At 63.8% G+C, this 17,150-nt stretch carries 20 protein-coding genes and 1 tRNA gene; 10 read left to right on the top strand and 11 right to left on the bottom strand.

Going from position 1 to position 17,150, the window contains the following annotated elements; translation table 11 throughout:
* Positions 1-81: 81 nt before the first annotated feature.
* Positions 82-2,313 carry a primosomal protein N' gene (locus CHR90_RS14960; protein WP_094409861.1) on the bottom strand — a complete coding sequence of 744 codons (2,232 nt, stop codon included), beginning with the start codon at positions 2,311-2,313 and terminating at the stop codon, positions 82-84.
* A 93-nt stretch (positions 2,314-2,406) separates the two neighbouring features.
* On the opposite strand from CHR90_RS14960, the gene fsa reads away from it, so the two are divergent.
* The 4 genes from fsa (at position 2,407) to CHR90_RS14940 (ending at position 6,199) form a co-directional block, all read left to right on the top strand.
* A complete protein-coding gene (gene fsa, locus CHR90_RS14955) occupies positions 2,407-3,063 on the top strand; it encodes a fructose-6-phosphate aldolase (RefSeq protein WP_094409859.1) in 657 nt (218 codons plus the stop codon).
* Positions 3,064-3,080: 17 nt separating this feature from the next.
* Positions 3,081-3,821, top strand: a complete 741-nt coding sequence (locus CHR90_RS14950; protein ID WP_094409857.1) for a DUF484 family protein — start codon at positions 3,081-3,083, stop codon at positions 3,819-3,821.
* 2 nt (positions 3,822-3,823) lie between these two features.
* Positions 3,824-4,783, top strand: coding sequence for a tyrosine recombinase XerC (locus CHR90_RS14945; protein ID WP_094409855.1), 960 nt, complete (start codon positions 3,824-3,826; stop codon positions 4,781-4,783).
* A 168-nt stretch (positions 4,784-4,951) separates the two neighbouring features.
* Complete coding sequence (locus CHR90_RS14940; protein ID WP_094409854.1) at positions 4,952-6,199, top strand: methyl-accepting chemotaxis protein; 1,248 nt, start codon at positions 4,952-4,954, stop codon at positions 6,197-6,199.
* Positions 6,200-6,268: 69 nt separating this feature from the next.
* Here CHR90_RS14940 and CHR90_RS14935 read toward each other — a convergent pair whose 3' ends face one another.
* The 6 genes from CHR90_RS14935 to CHR90_RS14910 all read right to left on the bottom strand — a co-directional run bounded on the left by CHR90_RS14935 (position 6,269) and on the right by CHR90_RS14910 (position 10,710).
* Complete coding sequence (locus tag CHR90_RS14935; RefSeq protein WP_094409852.1) at positions 6,269-6,886, bottom strand: permease; 618 nt, start codon at positions 6,884-6,886, stop codon at positions 6,269-6,271.
* A gap of 73 nt (positions 6,887-6,959) precedes the next feature.
* Positions 6,960-7,385 (bottom strand): MarR family winged helix-turn-helix transcriptional regulator, encoded by a 426-nt coding sequence (locus tag CHR90_RS14930; protein ID WP_212668705.1) that lies wholly within the window; start codon positions 7,383-7,385, stop codon positions 6,960-6,962.
* Between the two features lie 64 nt (positions 7,386-7,449).
* On the bottom strand, positions 7,450-7,809 hold the full coding sequence (locus CHR90_RS14925) for a MarR family transcriptional regulator (RefSeq protein ID WP_094409849.1): 360 nt from the start codon (positions 7,807-7,809) through the stop codon (positions 7,450-7,452).
* 96 nt (positions 7,810-7,905) lie between these two features.
* Entirely contained in the window at positions 7,906-8,523 is a 618-nt protein-coding gene (locus tag CHR90_RS14920; RefSeq protein WP_094409847.1) for an NAD(P)H-dependent oxidoreductase, read from the bottom strand.
* Positions 8,524-8,528: 5 nt separating this feature from the next.
* Complete coding sequence (locus tag CHR90_RS14915; RefSeq protein ID WP_094409845.1) at positions 8,529-9,917, bottom strand: leucyl aminopeptidase family protein; 1,389 nt, start codon at positions 9,915-9,917, stop codon at positions 8,529-8,531.
* 67 nt (positions 9,918-9,984) lie between these two features.
* Positions 9,985-10,710 carry a glycerophosphodiester phosphodiesterase family protein gene (locus CHR90_RS14910; protein ID WP_170941423.1) on the bottom strand — a complete coding sequence of 242 codons (726 nt, stop codon included), beginning with the start codon at positions 10,708-10,710 and terminating at the stop codon, positions 9,985-9,987.
* A gap of 147 nt (positions 10,711-10,857) precedes the next feature.
* Here CHR90_RS14910 and CHR90_RS14905 point away from each other — a divergent pair, with 147 nt between their 5' ends.
* Entirely contained in the window at positions 10,858-11,868 is a 1,011-nt protein-coding gene (locus CHR90_RS14905) for a TAXI family TRAP transporter solute-binding subunit (protein ID WP_094409842.1), read from the top strand.
* Here CHR90_RS14905 and CHR90_RS14900 read toward each other — a convergent pair.
* The 3 genes from CHR90_RS14900 to CHR90_RS14890 all read right to left on the bottom strand — a co-directional run bounded on the left by CHR90_RS14900 (position 11,862) and on the right by CHR90_RS14890 (position 14,437).
* Positions 11,862-12,374 (bottom strand): TIGR00645 family protein, encoded by a 513-nt coding sequence (locus CHR90_RS14900; RefSeq protein WP_094409841.1) that lies wholly within the window; start codon positions 12,372-12,374, stop codon positions 11,862-11,864. The genes CHR90_RS14905 and CHR90_RS14900 overlap by 7 nt on opposite strands.
* A gap of 98 nt (positions 12,375-12,472) precedes the next feature.
* On the bottom strand, positions 12,473-13,420 hold the full coding sequence (locus CHR90_RS14895; RefSeq protein WP_094409839.1) for a UDP-glucuronic acid decarboxylase family protein: 948 nt from the start codon (positions 13,418-13,420) through the stop codon (positions 12,473-12,475).
* A gap of 93 nt (positions 13,421-13,513) precedes the next feature.
* Positions 13,514-14,437, bottom strand: coding sequence for a pyridoxal-phosphate dependent enzyme (locus CHR90_RS14890; protein ID WP_094409838.1), 924 nt, complete (start codon positions 14,435-14,437; stop codon positions 13,514-13,516).
* A gap of 147 nt (positions 14,438-14,584) precedes the next feature.
* On the opposite strand from CHR90_RS14890, the gene CHR90_RS14885 reads away from it, so the two are divergent.
* From CHR90_RS14885 to CHR90_RS14865, 5 genes are all read left to right on the top strand, one after another.
* The gene (locus tag CHR90_RS14885) at positions 14,585-15,166 is read left to right on the top strand and encodes a DJ-1/PfpI family protein (protein WP_094410194.1); all 582 of its coding nucleotides are present in this window, start codon (positions 14,585-14,587) and stop codon (positions 15,164-15,166) included.
* A gap of 54 nt (positions 15,167-15,220) precedes the next feature.
* On the top strand, positions 15,221-15,541 hold the full coding sequence (locus tag CHR90_RS14880) for a ribbon-helix-helix domain-containing protein (protein WP_094409836.1): 321 nt from the start codon (positions 15,221-15,223) through the stop codon (positions 15,539-15,541).
* A 76-nt stretch (positions 15,542-15,617) separates the two neighbouring features.
* Entirely contained in the window at positions 15,618-16,076 is a 459-nt protein-coding gene (locus tag CHR90_RS14875) for a hypothetical protein (RefSeq protein ID WP_094409835.1), read from the top strand.
* A gap of 9 nt (positions 16,077-16,085) precedes the next feature.
* Complete coding sequence (locus tag CHR90_RS14870; protein ID WP_094409833.1) at positions 16,086-16,724, top strand: SGNH/GDSL hydrolase family protein; 639 nt, start codon at positions 16,086-16,088, stop codon at positions 16,722-16,724.
* Between the two features lie 65 nt (positions 16,725-16,789).
* On the top strand, positions 16,790-16,936 hold the full coding sequence (locus tag CHR90_RS14865; protein WP_212668704.1) for an SGNH/GDSL hydrolase family protein: 147 nt from the start codon (positions 16,790-16,792) through the stop codon (positions 16,934-16,936).
* A gap of 55 nt (positions 16,937-16,991) precedes the next feature.
* Here the strand turns inward: CHR90_RS14865 and CHR90_RS14860 are convergent.
* Positions 16,992-17,068, bottom strand: a tRNA-Met gene (locus CHR90_RS14860).
* Between the last annotated feature and the right edge of the window lie 82 nt (positions 17,069-17,150).

Genomic DNA, 17,150 nt, shown 5'->3' with positions numbered 1-17,150 from the left:
ACCGCCTAAAGGACAATTTACGCATGGAAAATGCGATGAAATGGCCGTCGTTGCAAGGGGAATCGGGGCCACGATGGCGTTTTACAGAAAGCTATAGGGGTCGATATCGACCGCCAGCTTGACAGTTTTCGGCAGGTCGGCCCGGGCGAGCCACGCCCGCAGCAGGGGTTGCGGCAGCTTCTCCCGCGGGGTTTTGATCAGAAAGCGCCAGCGGTACATCCCGCGCAGCATCGACAGCGGGGCAGGCGCAGGGCCGAGGATGGTTACATCCGGGTCAGTCGGCGCCAGACGGGCGAGGCGGCGGGCGCTTTGTTCGGCCAGCTCCGGGCTGGGGGCGGACAGGATGATCGCCGCGAGCCGCCCGAACGGCGGCATGCCGTGGGCGCGCCGGTCGGCCATTTCAGCGGCGAGAAAGCGGTCGCGGTCCCCAGCCAAAAGCGCGGCGATGACGGGATGCTCCGGCTGCAGGGTCTGCATCAGCACCCGACCAGGATGCTCGGCACGCCCCGCGCGGCCTGCGACTTGGTGTAGAACCTGGAACGTCCGCTCCCCCGCGCGCAGGTCGCCACCGGCGAGGCCAAGATCGGCATCGACGATCCCAACCAGGGTCAGATGCGGGAAATGATGGCCCTTCGCCATCATTTGCGTGCCGACCAGCAGGTCGATCTGCCGATCCTGCACCTCGGTGATCAGCTTTTTCATCGCGTCGGCGGAACTCAGCAGGTCGGACGCCATGATCGCCAACCGCGCGTCGGGGAACAGCGCCGCTGCTTCCTCCGCCACCCGCTCCACCCCTGGCCCGCAAGGAACCAGCGCGTCTTCCGTCCCGCAGGACGGGCAGGCGTGCGGGACCGGCTGGCTATGGCCGCAATGATGGCAGAGCAACCGCCCGCGCCCGCGATGCTCGACCAGCCACGCCGAACAATGGGGGCATTCGAAGCGGAACCCGCAAGTGCGGCACAGCGTCAACGGCGCATAGCCCCGGCGATTGAGGAACAGCATCGCCTGTTCGCCCTTCGCCAGGGTTTCCGTAATGGCGTCGCGCAGCGGGATCGACAGAAACGCCCCACGCGGCGGCGGGCTGCGCCGCAGGTCGATGGCGGCGATTTCCGGCAGGGCCGCCACGCCATGCCGTTCGGGCAGGGCGGTGCAGTGGAAGCGCCCGGCTTCGACATTGGCCACGGTTTCGAGCGACGGGGTGGCGGAGGCCAGCAGAATCGGAATCTGCTCCAACCGGGCCCGCACCACCGCCATATCGCGGGCGTTATAGAGCACGCCATCTTCCTGCTTGAAGCTGGCTTCATGCTCTTCATCAACGACGATCAGCCCCAGGTTTTGCAGCGGCAAGAAGAGGGCGGAGCGCGCACCGACCACCACCGGCGCCTGCCCCAAGGCCACCCGTCGCCAGGATTTCCGCCGGGCCGCTGGGGTCAGATGGGAGTGCCAAACCAACGGCTCGGCCCCAAAGCGCTTACGGAAGCGGTGCAGCCATTGGGTCGACAAGGCGATTTCTGGCAGTAGCACCAGCGCCTGTTTCCCAGCCGCGAGGGCGGCGGCAATCGCAGCGAAGTAAACTTCCGTCTTGCCCGATCCCGTGACCCCATCCAGCAGAGTAACGGCGAACCCGCCCGCCCGCACCTGCCCCCCCAAATGATCTGCCGCCGCCTGCTGATCGCCCGAAAATTCCGCTTCCCGCCACTGATAGTCCGGCGCGTCCCCCGTATCGGCGGAAAGGGTCAGCGGCTCCAGCCAACCGGTTTTAACGAGACCGGCAACCACGGACGGGCTAACCCCGGCGGCGCGGGCGAGGTCGGCGGGCGCCATCGCGTCCGCCTCCTCCTCCAGCACCGCCAGCACTTTCTTCCGGGCCGCCGTCATCGCCCCCTCGCCGCCGAGGCGGGAGAGGCGAACGCGCGACAGGGACGCCGGTTCCTCGAGCGCATCGGGCACCGACAGGCCCATGCGCAGCACGGCGCCGGGCGGGCTAAGGGTATAGGCCGCGACCCAGTCGATCAGCTTGCGCAACGGCGCCGCCATCGGCGGCACGGGGTAGAGCGCGGCCAGCGGCTTTAAGCGGCTCGCCGCAATCTCCGGCAGGCCCTCCGGCCGGTCCCAGACCACGCCGGGCAGGAAGCGCTTACCGAGCGGCACCGAACAGATCGTGCCCGGCGCGGGCGGCTCCATCCCCTCCGGCACGGCATACTCATAGAGTTCCCCAAGGGGCAGCGGCAGCAGAACGGCCACGCGTGCAGGCTCGCTTAGGAGCGATGCAGTCTCGCGCGCTGCCTCGGGCCTAGCGGGACGGCGGGTCATCGGCTAAAGTCCACCTGTGTTACGCCCCAGGTTCGGCCTGCGGCGGTAAATCCGGGCGGGGAAGCCGCCTTGGTTAAGGGAAGAGCCATCAGGATGAAGTTCTTTATCGATACGGCCGATGTTGCGGAAATCAAAGCCCTGGTCCCGACCGGGCTGGTGGATGGGGTCACGACCAACCCGTCCTTGGTAGCGAAATCCGGCCGGAAGTTCACGGAAGTTATTGCCGAAATCTGCGAGATCGTCGAAGGCCCGGTCTCAGCCGAAGTCGCCGCGACCGATTACGAGACGATGCTGAAGGAAGGGCTGCACCTCGCCGCCATCGCCAGCAATGTCACCGTGAAGCTGCCGCTGACCGTCGATGGGCTGAAGACCTGTAAGGCACTGTCCGACAAGGGCATCCAAACCAACGTCACCCTCTGCTTCTCCCCGGCGCAAGCGCTGCTGGCGGCGAAAGCGGGCGCGACCTTCATCTCCCCCTTCGTCGGGCGGCTCGATGATATTGGTCACGATGGTCTGGGGCTGATCGCCGATATTCTGGAAATCTATTCGGCCTATCCGCAGTTCACGACGGAAGTGCTCGTCGCCTCCGTGCGCAATCCCGGCCATATCATCCAGGCCGCTAAGATGGGCGCCGATGTGGCGACCCTGCCGCCTTCGCTGCTGTGGACGCTCTACAAGCATCCGCTGACCGACAAGGGGCTTGAGACCTTCATTAAGGATTGGGCCGGGACCGGCCAGTCGATCCTCTAGGACCGGAGTAACCAGGGATGGACGAGCGCAGCGCGGAACAGAGCGGACGGACCGGCGAGGGCAGCGGCAAAAGTAAGGCCGATGCGCTAACCGATGCCGCCGTGCTGACCTATCTGCGCCGCAATCCCGATTTTCTGGTGCGGCACCCCGATATTGCCGGGGTGCTGCTACCGCCCGTGCGCGCGATGGGTGACGGGGTAGTCGATCTTCAGCAGTTCATTGTCCAAAAACTGCGGTCGGACATCAGCCGCTTGAAGCTCAATCAGCGCAAGCTGATCGCCACCAGCCGCAATAATCTGGTCAGCCAGGGCCGCGTGCATGCCGCGATCATTGCCTTGATCGGCGCGCGCAGTTTTGAAGATTTCATCACCGTGCTGACCGACGAACTCGCCAGCCTGCTCGATGTGGATGCCGTGGGTTTCTGCTTGGAAGCGACGGGCGACGGGTCGGTTGCGGCGAATAGCAATGTGCGCCTTCTGCCCGCTGGGTATATCGACCAGACGCTGGGCAGCGAACCCATTCTGCTGCGCGCCGATATTACTGGCGAGCCGGAGATTTACGGCGAAGAACTGGCGGGCCTCGCCCGGTCGGACGCGCTGATCCGCCTGCATATCTCCAGCCATGCCCCGCCCGCGCTACTGGCGCTGGGGGCGCGGCGTCCGGGTATTTTCCATCCGGGGCAGGGAACCGAACTCATCAGTTTCCTGGCCGAGACGGTGGAGATTACGACCCGCGCCTGGCTCGACCTCGAAGATTAATCATGCTGCCCGCCGGGCTTCAGCTTTCTGCTGCCGCCGATCTGACTGATAGCGTCACCGCGTGGTTAACATGGTTGGGGGCGGAAAAGCGTGCCTCCAAACACACGTTAGATGGTTATGGCCGCGACCTTGCGGCTTTCCTGCTGTTTTTGACCGAACATCACGGCGCGCTGCCGACGCTGGCCAGCCTTGCCGCCCTTACCCCCGCCGATATTCGCGCCTTCCTCGCCCGGCGAACGGAAGCCGGGATTTCCCGCGCCTCGCTGGCCCGGGGGCTGTCGGCCTTGCGCAGCCTCTTCGCCCGGCTGGATCAGCAGGGGGTGCTGCATAATCCGGTTATGGCGGTCATCCGCACGCCACGCCTGCCAAAAGCCGCCCCGAAAGCCCTGAGCGAGGCGGAAGCCGCCGATAGTCTGGAGCATATTGCGGAGATCGCCAGCGAACCCTGGATCGGCGACCGCGATTTGGCGCTGATCACCCTGCTCTACGGTTGCGGGCTGCGCTTGGGAGAGGCCCTTGGCCTGACGCGCGCCGAGGCCCCCCTGTCGGACGTGCTGCGCGTGCGCGGTAAGGGGAATAAGGAGCGGATCGTCCCGGTTTTGCCCGTCATCACCGAGGCGATGCGGGCCTATTTGGCCGCCTGCCCGCACCCGCTGCCGCCGGACGGGCCGCTGTTCGTCGGTGCGCGCGGCGGGCCGCTCAATCCGGGCGTTGTACAGCGGCAAGTTCGGCGCCTACGCGCGGCGCTCGCCCTGCCCGAAAGCGCGACGCCCCACGCCCTGCGCCATAGTTTTGCGACGCATCTTCTGGCCTCGGGCGGCGACCTGCGCACCATTCAGGAGCTGTTGGGCCACGCCTCGCTCTCGACAACCCAGCGCTATACAGAAGTCGATGCCGCGCGGCTTCTGGCGGTGCATCGCGCCGCCCATCCCCGCTCCCGCCGGGCCGTCCCAACGCCCTAAAAGGTCAGGTATTACACCCTGTTCTTCTGTGACCGAAGTTAAGACTTTAGACGAAAAGAATCTGCCGTTCACGTAAACTGAATGACGTTATTGACACTCCCTAAAAGTTGATGAATAGTCATGCTAACAAATCCTTAAAAATTAGGATTCCCTGGGGAGGGAAAGCACATGAGCCTGCTGGCAGATACCCGTCTGTTTTGGAAGCAGACGACCTTAATCGCCGTCCAAGCCGTTTTAACGCTGATTGTCGGCCTGATGGGCATCCGCGCCGCCGCAACCCCGGCAGCCGCCGATCACTTGCAGATCGTTATGATCGTTTGCATTGTTTTCGGCTGTGCCCAAGGGTTGGTGATCGCGCGCTTCGGCATCGGGAACCCCTTACGGGCGGCGATTGCCGCCCTGCGTGGCTTGGCGGCGGGCGACGTAAACACCGCGATTCCAATGGTCCGCCGCCGCGATGAAATTGGCGACGTGCTGCGCGCGGCGGAAATCTTCCGGGAGAATCTGGCCCAGATCAACCGGCTGGACGCGGAAAAGCGCACCGCCGAAGCCAATGCCGAAGCCGAAAAGCGCCGCCTGCTGGAAGATCTCGCCAATAGTTTCGAACAATCGGTGCGCGGCGTCTGCCATTCGGTCAGTCATGCCGCCGATACGCTGAACGGCACCGCGCGGGAAATGGCGGCGCTGTCCGAACAAACGTCGCGCCAATCGCAGATGGTCAGTTCAGCGACCGATCAGGCGGCCCATTCGGTGCAGACCGTCGCCTCCGCCTCGGAAGAGCTGGCGGCGTCCATCGGCGAGATTGGGCGACAGGTCACGCAATCGGCGACCATTGCCAGCACAGCGGCGGGCGACGCGCGGCGGACGACCGAATCGGTCACCGGCATGGTCGCGGCGGCACAGAAGATTAACGAAGTCGTTCACCTCATCAACGAAATCGCCGCGCAAACCAATCTGCTGGCGCTGAATGCCACCATCGAAGCGGCGCGGGCGGGAGAGGCGGGGCGCGGCTTTGCCGTCGTCGCGTCCGAAATCAAATCGCTCGCCACCCAAACCTCGAAAGCGACCGAGGATATCGCCGAGCAGGCGGAAACCATTCAGACCGCCACGCGCGGCGCCGCCGAATCGATCCAGGGCATCGCCGCGACCATTTTGAAAATCAACGATATTTCGAGCGGTATTGCTGCCGCCGTCGAACAGCAATCAGCGGCCACGCGCGAAATCACCCGCAATGTGCAGGAAGCCGCGCGTTCGACCGAAGACGTGAGCCGCACCATCGCGGGCGTGTCGCAGGCCGCCGGGCAAGCCGGATCGAGCGCCGCGCAAGTGCTGACCGCAACCTCGGGACTGACGCGCGAATCCTCGCATCTGATGCAGGAAGTGGATCGCTTTATCGCCCGAATTCGCGCGGTATGATCGGGCAGTGGTCATGGCCGTCGGGGAAACCGACAGCCATGACCAATTTCTGGCTTTAGAAATTGCGGTTCAGGCGTCGGTACGAAGCCCGGTACCCCGACGCAGCATGTCGAAGGCAATAAGGTGTGTCGTCCCAGAGATGCCGACGCCAAAAAGTGGAATGAGCGCCAAGGGAAGTTCGGCGATGAGGCCCATACGCGGATCTTCTAACAGGGTAAACGTAAGACCAGTACCGACAGCAACGACAAAATCAGCGAAGCCGAAACGGTGGAACGATACGTATTGCGTCCGGCTTTCCGGTCGCGTGGCAAGCCATGCCGCATAGCCCCCCGCAATTAAATCGCCCGTTCCTGCGAGCCCCCAGAACAACGGGGGTAACGCGTCCTGCGCGCCGTACCAGAAAAAAGCGAGAGCAGCGGGAATCCGCCAAATGTGGAGGAGCATAAGGGGCCGATGCCCTATCGAATCCACGAAGGCGCGCAGACTAGGAGACCGGAAGTACCAAAGGGTCGGGGCCAGTATGGTTACGGCAACAATTCCCCCGATCAGCGGCATATAGAGACGGGTGAGTGTACCGGTCTGTGCCGCGATGATAACGGTGACGAGCCAGAGAGCGGCAACAGCGGCGACCCGCTGATGCGCCCCCCGATGGGGATGTTCAGCGAGTGCGTTGGCAGGGTGCGTCATAATTCGATCTCCTTTCGAGATAAGTTGATATCAACCTATTTACACCAACCAAAAGCGGCGGTATGTGCCCGGTCTAAACACTGACGCGGTTGAGCGTACCTAATACATCGATGCCATCAGACCGGGCCCGGACTTCGGCTTGAACTTCAGCCCAGATTGGCAGCGCCGCTGCCACAACGTCCTTACCCCGCTCGGTCAATCGCAACCGCCTTAGCCTGGCATCTTTCGGGTCAGGCGTAATTGAAACCAGCCCCTGCCTATCGAGCGGCTTTAAGGCTGCAGTTAGCGTCGTGCGATCCATCCCAAGCGCGTCGGCCAATTCGCCTAGGCCGACGGGTAATTCGAGTGCAACGCCAACCAAGATCGAGAACTGTCCGTTCGTAAGCCCAATAGGCCGAAACGCTTCGTCGTAGCGCCGTGCTAAGGCGCGGGCTGCCTTACTGGCAGCAAGGCAGAAACAGAACGTCGCAGCGTCAAAGGGGGTCGGGGTCGTGCTCACAATCCAATTATGTTTATATCAACCTATTCTGTCAAATGATTTTTCCATCCCGCTTGAGTGAAGTCTAAAGCTCCAGCGTCCGCAAGGTTGTCGTCACGATTTCCCCGAACTCGGTAAGGTAGATCGACCCTTTGACCGTCCGCTGCACCAGAATGGAGCGGCGGTCGGTCTGATCGACCTTGCGTTTGGCGAGGCCCAATTGCGATAGCCGGTCGAGCGCGCGGGTGATGGCGGGCTTCGATACATTCAATTGCGCCGCAAGCCCCCGCACCGTATGGGGCGGCGGGGTTAGATAGACGGTCAGCATCACCGCCATTTGCCGTGCGGTCAGGTCCGGCGAATCGCGCCGCACCCCTTCCACCGTGGTCAGGCGCCACATATCGAGCGCCGTCGCGGTTTTCATCGGTTCCCGTGCATCGGCCATTCTGGTCGCACTCGCCGCACTCGTTTCGAAGTCAAATCAAGCTGCGGTATGACACGGGCTAAAGCAAGATGATTTGTGATCCTGCGGATTAAGGTTTTACGCAGGGCGCGGGCTGGTAAGCGCTTGAAGCAAGGCCATCACCCGGCATTCGGCATCGGATAGCCACGCGGCCCGTTGTTCCGGCGTGCTGGTGGCGATGATGCGCAGCACCCAGCGGTCGATACCCTGCACCCCGCAGAAGCCAAGCAGGCAGTCGCGCCACATCCGCTCTAGCGGGTCGCCGAAAACGGTTGCCTCGCGCGCCTCGGCGGTATTGCTGGTATTGACGATCAGGGCCGCGCGGGTGCGCAGCAGCGGGATCGGTAGACCGCCCTCGTCGATCTTCTTTTCGAAATCATAGGCTGCCCCCGGGGCGAAAACCCGGTCGATCCAGCCTTTTAGCAGCGCGGGCGGCCCGCCCCACCAATTGGGGTGAAGAACGATCAGCGCGTCCGCCGTTACCAAATCGTGAATATGGGCCTTCACCAACGGATCGTCGCTGGGCTGGCCGCGCGCTTCGGCCACCGTCAGACGCGGGTCGAACGCGGTGCGGTAGAGATCGTGGAAGGTGACCGTCGCGCCCGCTGCGGTCGCCGCCGCCGCCATCCGCCGGGCCAGGGCCAGGGTGAAACTGTCCGGGTCGGGATGGGCGGCGACGAGCAGCAGGTGCGGCATCGGCGTTAGGCCGTCACATAATCTTCGATCAGGGCAAACAGCGCCCGGATCGTCTGCACTTCCCCGCCTTCCGGGCGGCCTGGGCGGCTGCGGGTGTTCCAGGCGATCATATCGATATGCACCCACTTGGTGCTGGGATCGACGAATTCGGCCAAGAACAGCGCTGCCGTAATCGCGCCGTTGAAACTGCTTTCGCCGGTCGAGCTAAGGTCGGCGACCTTGCTGTCCAGCAAGCGACGGTAGCCCGGCCATAGCGGCAGACGCCAGACCGGATCGGCCTGCTGGGCGGCCTTATTCTGCAAATCGTCGGCCAGCGCGTCATGCCGGGTGAAGATCACCGGCAGGTCCGGCCCCAGGGCGACGCGGGCCGCACCGGTCAGGGTAGCGCAATCGATCAGCAGCGCGGGTTTTTCGCGGTCGGCTTCGGCCAGGGCATCACAGAGAATCAAGCGACCTTCGGCATCGGTATTGCCAACCTCCACCGTCAGGCCTTTGCGCGTCGCCAGCACGTCGAGCGGATGGAAGGCATTGCCGGAGATGGCATTTTCCACCGCCGGGATCAGCACGCGCAGGCGGATCGGCAGTTTCGCCCGCATCAGCGCATGGGCAAGGGCGAGTACGCTGGCGGCGCCGCCCATATCCTTCTTCATAAGCTGCATGCCGCCCGCAGGCTTAATATCCAGCCCACCCGAATCGAAGCAAACGCCCTTACCAACCAAGGTAATCTTCGGGTGATTCTCATCACCCCAGCGCAGATCGATCAGGCGCGGGCCATTGGTCGCCGCCCGCCCGACCGCGTGGACCGCCGGGTAGTTTTCGATCAGCAAATCATCGCCGGTGATGACGGAACAACTCGCGCGATGCTGTTCGGCCACGTCGCGCGCGGTTGCCGCCAGTTCCTTCGGCCCCAGATCACCCGCCGGGGTATTGATCAGGTCGCGGCCCAGATAGACCGCTTCCGCCATTGCCGTTACCCGCTCGCGGTTGGCCTGTTCCGGCCAGACCAGCGATGCAGGCGCGCGTTTGCGCTTCTTATAGCGGGTGAAAGCATAGGCCCCGAGCGCCCAACCGAGCGCAAGGCGCGACGCCGTGGGTTCGGCGGGCTGATGCGCCAGCACATAGCTGCCGAGGGGTAGGCTGTCCGGCAAAGCGCCTAGCGCCCAGAACTCCGCATCCGCCCCGCCCAGCGGGCTGCTGTCGTCGCCCATCCCGACGATCACCCCGCCGTTGTCCGGTAACCCAAGCTGGCTGCCCGGATCGGCGGTAAAGCCTTGGCTGTCGGCCCAGGCGCGAACGTCGGCACCGAGGGTTTCCAGCAAGCCTTCCAACGTGTCTCGGGTGGCGAGGTAGAGAAGCCGGGGATTTTCGGCTTTATCGACGAGAGCGAAGCTCATTCCGAATACTCACAAAAAATAGGCAGGGGCCTACCATGCCGCCCCTAGTCGGATTTGAAAAGCCGTGTCAGGCGCAAACAATGTCAGGCCGGTCGGTGATAATGGCGGTCGCCCCAGCGGCCAGGAAAGCGCGGGCAACCTCCGGCTCGTTCACCGTCCACAATAGCAGCGGCAGGCCGGACGCGATCAGCCCCGGAACCTGCGCAGGGGTGAGCATCTTCCACCCGAGGTTCAAGGTCGTGCACCCGAGGCTTTTGGCTTCGGCAACCCAATCTTCGCCCTCGATTTCCGACAGGTAGCCGCGCGGCAGATCGGGGGCGAGATCGCGGCAGGCTTCCAACGACGCGCGCTGGAAGGAGGAGAGCAGCGGCAAGATCGGTTGGCGCCAAGTGGCGCGCACCACGTCGATCACGGCGGCGGCGGTTTCCCGCTCCCGGCCTGGGCAGGGTTTGATTTCGATATTGATGCCACCCCCGACCGACTGCACCAACTCCAGCACTTCCACCAAAGTCGGCGGCGGTTCTGGGGCCAGATCGGGGAAGGCTTTTGCGGCATTCAGCGTATGGATCAACGCATAGGGGGTTTCGGCAACCGCGCCGCTGCCATTCGTGGTGCGGTCCAGGGTTTCGTCATGCATTAGAATGACCACGCCGTCCTGGGTCAGCTTGGCGTCGATCTCGACATAGCGCACCCCTTGCCCGAAAGCGGCCTTTAGCCCGCTGAGCGTATTTTCCGGCGCAAGCCCGCGCGCGCCCCGATGCCCAATGATTGGCGGCAGCCCTAGATCGACCATTAACCTTCCCCTAAACGTCATGATGTAAGACAAAGATGCGACCAACGACGCCATAGCGTGCATATTCGGCGCGATGCTGCCATAGTTTTTAGGCACGCTGCTTGGCGTTTTACAGGTCTTTCTCGTTTATTCACGGCCCTTTCCGCCATGTCCGGCTTTGTCTTCCGCTTTTCCCCAACGCGCCGCGGTCTGCTGATCGGCGGGACGGCGTGCCTGCTTGCATCAGGGCGGGCCGCCTGGGGGCAAGACGTGCCGGAACAGCGGTTCTTCCGCCTCGCCGCCGGGCCGCTGGGAAGTGCCGCCTTTGCGCTAGCGACCGGGCTGGCCACCAGCCTCTCGAACCCCTTGGGCGGGCGGGGCTGCGATAAGGGCGGCAGTTGCGGCGTGCCGGGGCTTATCGTCGTGGCGCAGGGGGCCGCCCACGGCCCGGCCCGGGCGCTCGATCTCTTGCGCGGCGGGCAGGCAGAAGGGGCGTTGGTCTTTGCCCGCGATCTTGCCTCCTGGCTCTCGGCGGGTGACGCCGGGGCGCAGGAGTCGCTGCGGGCGCTTGCCACCCTGTCCGCCGAAACCCTGCATGTTTTTCTGCGGCAAGACGATCCGGCCAGCAGCCTCGGCGATCTGATCGGCCAACCGCTCGCCCTGGCGCAAGGGCCTGAGGCCGGAACCGGGCTGGCCCGGCAGGTCATCGGCCCCGCCCATCTGTTGAAACCCGGGCAGCGCGCTTTACTCATGCCGCTTGAGTTCGCCCTGGATGCCTTGGCGGAGGGGGAAGTGCGCGCCGCCTTCGCCACCCTCTGGCCGGGCAATGCGTTGGTCAGCCAGCGGGCGCGCAGCCTGCCGCTCAAACTGCTGCCGGTAACGCCGCTCGCCTCGCAGCGGGTTTTGACGGCGGAAGTGCTGCCCGGCGCGCTTTATCCCGGCGTTGCCGGGGTGGAGACGGTGGGCCAGCCGCTGGTTCTCGTCGTGCGCGCCGACCTGCCCGATGACTTCACCGAAGCCTTCGTCCGCTCGCTCTGGGCGCCGACGACGCTGAAAACCATCGGCGCTGCCGGCGCTGTCGGTCAAATCAGCCTCGCGGGGGCGCGGCGGTCCAGCGTTCTGGCCTATCACCCGGGGGCGATGGCCGCCTATGCCGCCCTCGTCAAAAAGGATCAGTGATCCTTCGCCGCATGCGCCAGCTTATCCATATAGGCCAGCAGCACGCCGGAAACAACGAAGGCCATATGAATGCCGACCTGCCAACCAAGGTCTTCCTTATTCACCTGATGCACATTCATGAAGGTTTTCAGCAGGTGAATGCCGGAGATGGCGACGATGGAGGCCACCAGCTTTAGCTTGAGGCCGCTGAAATCGACTTTGCCCATCCATTCCGGTCGATCTTCCGAATCGCCGGTATCGATCTTGGAAACGAAGTTTTCGTACCCGGCAAAGATCACCATCAGCAGCAGATTACCCGCAAGCGACAGATCGACCAGCGTTAGGACCGCGAGAATAACCTCGGTATCCTTGAGCGCCAGGATATTCGGCAGGATATGGATCAGTTCCTGAACGAATTTCACCAGCAAGAGCGCCAGCGAGACGATAAGGCCCAGATAGAAGGGCGCCATCAGCCAGCGGCTGCTGAAAATCAACTGCTCCAGGCGATGTTCGACGGCTTTTTTCATCGGACAGGGTGGGGCTTTCACGAGAGGGATGGATCGGCGCGACGGCGGCGGGCGGCAGGTTCTTGCGCCCCGCCGCCCGCCTGAGGACTAGGCCGAGACTAACCGTTCAGCTTCTTGCGGAAGTAGGCGATGGTTTCCTTCAGCCCGTCTTCCAGCGCCACCTTCGGTTCCCAATCCAACAGCTTCTTCGCCAGGGTGATATCCGGGCGGCGGCGGGTCGGGTCGTCCTGCGGTAGTGGCTTGTAGATGAGATCGGACTTAGACCCCGTCAAGCGCACGATGGTTTCGGCCAACTCGCGCACGGTCATTTCGTGGGGATTGCCGATATTGACCGGGCCGGTCACCTCGTCGCCGGTATTCATCAGGCGCACCCAACCTTCGATCAGATCGGACTGATAGCAGAAGGACCGGGTTTGGCTGCCGTCGCCGTAGAGGGTGATCGGCTCGTTTTGCAGGGCCTGAATGATGAAGTTCGACACCACACGCCCATCGTTGGGATGCATGCGCGGGCCGTAGGTGTTGAAAATACGCGCGACTTTGATGCGCAGCTTATGCTGGCGCCAATAGTCGAAATACAGGGTTTCGGCAGCGCGTTTGCCTTCGTCGTAGCAGGCGCGCGGGCCGATGGGGTTGACGTTGCCGCGATAGCTTTCGGTCTGCGGATGTTCGGTCGGATCGCCGTAAACTTCCGAGGTGGAGGCCAAGAAAATCTTCGCCCGCACGCGCTTGGCGAGACCGAGTTGATTGATCGCGCCGTGGACCGACGTTTTCGTCGTCTGCACCGGGTCGAACTGATAATGGATCGGCGAGGCCGGGCAGGCGAGATTATAAATCTCGTCCACTTCCACATACAGCGGGAAGGTCACATCGTGGCGCATCACTTCGAAGCGCGGATGATCGAGCAGATGGGCGATATTCGCCTTGGTCCCCGTGAAGTAATTATCCACGCACAGAATGTCGTGGCCTTCATTCAGCAGGCGCTCGCAGAGGTGCGACCCGAGGAAGCCCGCCCCACCGCTGACCAGAATACGCTTGGCAGAAAACATCGCCGGAAACCCCACGCTCAGAAACGGTATCGAGAGCACGAGTAGTGCCGCAAGCGCGCCGGGGGCGCCACTGAATTTTCGGTAACCCCACCGTCAGCTTGGCACGCCCTGCTGCCACGCTGCGAGTTGCGCCGCCGTCATCGTCGCCCCGCCGCAGACGATAATAAGGACGCGGGCGAAATCGGCCAAACGCTCCGGCATGTCGTAGACCACCGCCAAACCGGCCCCGCAGGCCGGTTCCACCAAAATCCGGTGATCGTCAAGGAAGCGAGCGCAGGCCGTAACTGCCTGGGCATCGGTGACCTGAACCGGGGTTATGGCGTGACGATGGCGCAGATCGAAGGCTTCGGCGCACACCTGCTTTGCCCCCAGCGAGGTCGCGAGGGACGTGATGGCGGGCAGGGTCACCCGCTCTTCTGCCGCATAGGCCGCCGCCAAGGACGCTGCCCCCGCCGTTTCCACCGCCAGCACCGGCACATCGCCCCAGCCGTTGCGCTGGAGGCCCCGGATCACCCCCACCATCAACCCGCCGCCACCGACCGAGACGATCACCGCATCGGGGCGAAATCCTTCGGCGGCTACCTCGTCGATCATACTGGCGTGCCCCTCCCACAGCAGCGGGTCGTCGAAGGGATGAATAAAAGCGTCCGCCGCGCCGATCAGTGCCTGCGCCTCCGCGTTCGCTTCTTGCCAGGAGGCGCCGTGGACGATCACCGCCGCCCCCTCGGCGCGCAGCAACTGTTGCGCCCGGTCAGAGGTGGTTTCCGGCACGACGATGACGGCAGGCACGCCCAAGGCCCGCGCCGCATAGGCGACCGCCAGCCCAGCATTCCCGCCGGAGGAAGAGATGAAGCGCTGCGCCCCGCGCGCCCGATAGGTTTCGCAGGCGTGCCCCACCCCACGCAGCTTGAACGAGCCAGAAGGCTGCAACGCCTCCATCTTCAGCCCCACGGTTCGCCCGGCATGGACGGATAGCGCCGTCGAGATCACAAACGGGGTCTGGTGATGTAAGCGCATTCTCGTCTCCTTGCTGATGCCACCCTGCCCCGCCGCTGCGCGCCGCGCTACCCCTGTGTTAAGCCTATACCACCCACCGCCCGACGAAGCGGATTAGGCTTCTTGCGCCGGAATAACCGGGATCAAACACAATAAGGGATGAAACGCATGGGCAAGCGGCTGCTGTTCGTCGTGGGCGACTATGTCGAAGATTATGAAGTGATGGTGCCTTTCCAGGCGCTCGCGGCCGTTGGCTTAACCGTCACGGCGGTCTGCCCCGGTAAAAAGGCGGGGGAGACGGTCGCGACCGCCATTCACGATTTTGAAGGCCAACAGACCTATTCGGAAAAGCGCGGGCATAACTTTGCCCTCAACGGCACCTTCGCCAGCGTCAAGGCCGAGGAGTTTGATGCGCTGGTCATCCCAGGGGGCCGCGCACCGGAATATCTGCGGCTCGATGCCCAGGTGATCGCGCTGGTGCAGGCCTTCGACGCCGCAGGCAAGCCGATCGCCGCCATCTGCCACGGTCCACAACTGCTGGCGGCGGCCGGGGTTCTGAAGGGTAAGCGCTGCTCAGCCTATCCGGCCTGCCGCCCAGAAGTAGAACTGGCGGGCGGCCTCTATGCCGATATTCCCATCGACGGCGCCGTAACCGATGGGCTACTGGTCACCGCCCCAGCCTGGCCCGCCCATCCCGCCTGGATCGCCCAGATCCTGACCGTGCTTGGCGTGACCGTCCAGCACGGCTAAACTTCTTTGGCCTGGCCTCGATGCGCAATCGGGGCCAAGGTCGGGGAGGGAACCATGTGCGAAATCTTTATGTCCGCCGACCCAGCCCTGTGGGAGGCCGAAAGCCGCTCCCTACGCCTCGGCGGCGTCTCCACCAGCTTACGGTTAGAGCGGATGTTCTGGGGCGTGCTGGAAGAAATCGCCACGCGCGACCGGCTCTCCCTCGCCCAGCTCATCACCAAACTCTACGATGAACTCTGCGAAAGCCGCCCGGAGGTGGGGAACTTCACCTCCTTCCTACGGGTCTGCTGCACACGTTACCTTAGCCTGCAACTGACCGGCACGATCCCAACCGACCGACGCCTCCCGCTGCGCGGGATCCCGGTTCATCATTGACGCGCGTCATACAAGGCTGGTTCCTGAAGCAGGACGCCGATACACTGCGCCGAACGTTTGGCCAGGGAGACGGCAGATGCGCGCACTCGGAATTATCACCGGCGGCTTAGTGCTAGGCCTCTCGACCGGCTTCGCCTTCGGCTTCACGTGGGTTGGCGGGAACGAACCGTTGTTAGCGCAGCCGCGCCCCGCCGTGCGCGTGCAGCCCGCCGCAGTGATCGTCCCGATGAAGCCCGCCGCGCCGCCCGCCGCTGTTAAGCCGGTTCCGGCGGCCCTCGTGGTTCCCGACAGCGATGCCAAGCCCGATGGTCCGCCCAGCAACCCGGCGGCCGAGAAGCGCTATACGGCGCTGATCAACAATAGCCCCTGGTTCCGCGAAATCCGCGAGAAGGTGGAATGCGGCACCATTGAAGATTCGGGCGTTAAGAAGACCTGTATCGAGAGTTTCGGCGAGCGTCCGAAAGCCCTGCCGGTCGGCTTTGTCGCTCCGCCGCCCGCTCCGCAGGCCAAACCCTGGACGGCCCCGAAAGATTAAGTCTCGGCCATGAAGACTATTCTCTGCTTTGGCGACTCGCTGACCTGGGGCACCGACGCCGCGACTGGCGGGCGTCATGCGTATGCGGACCGCTGGCCGACCGCCCTGCGCTCCGCCCTCGGGCCGGAGGTCGAGGTGGTTGCCGAAGGGCTCGGCGGACGGACGACCGCCTATGACGATTATCTCGCCGACTGCGACCGCAACGGCGCGCGCCTCCTGCCGACCCTGCTGCACAGCCACGGTCCGCTCGACCTCGTGATTATCATGCTGGGCACCAACGACATGAAGCCGATGATCCATGGCTCGGCCATCGGTGCGCGCCAGGGGATGAAACGGCTCGTCGGCCTCATCCGCTTTCACGATTGGGGGCGGGATGCGACCCCGCCGCAGATTCTGCTCGTTGCCCCGCCGCCGCTGTGCGAAACCGACAATCCGGTGTTTGCGGCGATGTACCGGGGCAGCGTCGCGGAGTCGCGCCTGCTGGCGAGCGTCTATCGGGATTTGGCCGACGAACTTGGGTGCAGCTTTTTCGACGCGGGCACGGTCGCCGAAACGACGCCGCTCGATGGCACTCACCTCGATGCGGCCAATACCCGCGCCCTGGGGCAAGCCCTCGCGCCAAGGGTTCGCGCGCTGCTTGGGCTGTAAGGTCTTAAAACCAAGAATCCCCGCAGATCGTGTGATTTGCGGGTTTTTTTTNCGTCTATCGGGATTTGGCCGACGAACTTGGGTGCAGCTTTTTCGACGCGGGCACGGTCGCCGAAACGACGCCGCTCGATGGCACTCACCTCGATGCGGCCAATACCCGCGCCCTGGGGCAAGCCCTCGCGCCAAGGGTTCGCGCGCTGCTTGGGCTGTAAGGTCTTAAAACCAAGAATCCCCGCAGATCGTGTGATTTGCGGGTTTTTTTTGGATTGGTTGCGGGGGCAGGATTTGAACCTGCGGCCTTCAGGTTATGAGCCTGACGAGCTACCGGGCTGCTCCACCCCGCGTTTGTTTGTTTGTCCTATCGGCTTTGGCCTACTTTAGGACGGTGTTTGTTTGTCCTACCGCGCGTAGCGCTGCTTGAGGACG

The organism is Elstera cyanobacteriorum (assembly GCF_002251735.1).
Taxonomy (GTDB): domain Bacteria; phylum Pseudomonadota; class Alphaproteobacteria; order Elsterales; family Elsteraceae; genus Elstera; species Elstera cyanobacteriorum.
Note: the sequence above shows the minus strand (reverse complement) of the source record. Positions and strands in the feature narration are given on the sequence as shown.

Bases quoted from the DNA above. Each gene is read 5' to 3' on its own strand.
- CHR90_RS14910 (WP_170941423.1), bottom strand. From the start codon at position 10,710: ATGGTCGATCTAGGGCTGCCGCCAATCATTGGGCATCGGGGCGCGCGC.
- CHR90_RS14935 (WP_094409852.1), bottom strand. From the start codon at position 6,886: ATGACGCACCCTGCCAACGCACTCGCTGAACATCCCCATCGGGGGGCG.
- CHR90_RS14880 (WP_094409836.1), top strand. From the start codon at position 15,221: ATGTGCGAAATCTTTATGTCCGCCGACCCAGCCCTGTGGGAGGCCGAA.
- CHR90_RS14870 (WP_094409833.1), top strand. From the start codon at position 16,086: ATGAAGACTATTCTCTGCTTTGGCGACTCGCTGACCTGGGGCACCGAC.
- CHR90_RS14905 (WP_094409842.1), top strand. From the start codon at position 10,858: ATGTCCGGCTTTGTCTTCCGCTTTTCCCCAACGCGCCGCGGTCTGCTG.
- CHR90_RS14920 (WP_094409847.1), bottom strand. From the start codon at position 8,523: ATGCCGCACCTGCTGCTCGTCGCCGCCCATCCCGACCCGGACAGTTTC.
- CHR90_RS14875 (WP_094409835.1), top strand. From the start codon at position 15,618: ATGCGCGCACTCGGAATTATCACCGGCGGCTTAGTGCTAGGCCTCTCG.
- CHR90_RS14950 (WP_094409857.1), top strand. From the start codon at position 3,081: ATGGACGAGCGCAGCGCGGAACAGAGCGGACGGACCGGCGAGGGCAGC.
- CHR90_RS14960 (WP_094409861.1), bottom strand. From the start codon at position 2,313: ATGACCCGCCGTCCCGCTAGGCCCGAGGCAGCGCGCGAGACTGCATCG.
- CHR90_RS14895 (WP_094409839.1), bottom strand. From the start codon at position 13,420: ATGTTTTCTGCCAAGCGTATTCTGGTCAGCGGTGGGGCGGGCTTCCTC.
- CHR90_RS14945 (WP_094409855.1), top strand. From the start codon at position 3,824: ATGCTGCCCGCCGGGCTTCAGCTTTCTGCTGCCGCCGATCTGACTGAT.
- CHR90_RS14940 (WP_094409854.1), top strand. From the start codon at position 4,952: ATGAGCCTGCTGGCAGATACCCGTCTGTTTTGGAAGCAGACGACCTTA.
- fsa (WP_094409859.1), top strand. From the start codon at position 2,407: ATGAAGTTCTTTATCGATACGGCCGATGTTGCGGAAATCAAAGCCCTG.
- CHR90_RS14915 (WP_094409845.1), bottom strand. From the start codon at position 9,917: ATGAGCTTCGCTCTCGTCGATAAAGCCGAAAATCCCCGGCTTCTCTAC.
- CHR90_RS14900 (WP_094409841.1), bottom strand. From the start codon at position 12,374: ATGAAAAAAGCCGTCGAACATCGCCTGGAGCAGTTGATTTTCAGCAGC.
- CHR90_RS14890 (WP_094409838.1), bottom strand. From the start codon at position 14,437: ATGCGCTTACATCACCAGACCCCGTTTGTGATCTCGACGGCGCTATCC.
- CHR90_RS14885 (WP_094410194.1), top strand. From the start codon at position 14,585: ATGGGCAAGCGGCTGCTGTTCGTCGTGGGCGACTATGTCGAAGATTAT.
- CHR90_RS14925 (WP_094409849.1), bottom strand. From the start codon at position 7,809: ATGGCCGATGCACGGGAACCGATGAAAACCGCGACGGCGCTCGATATG.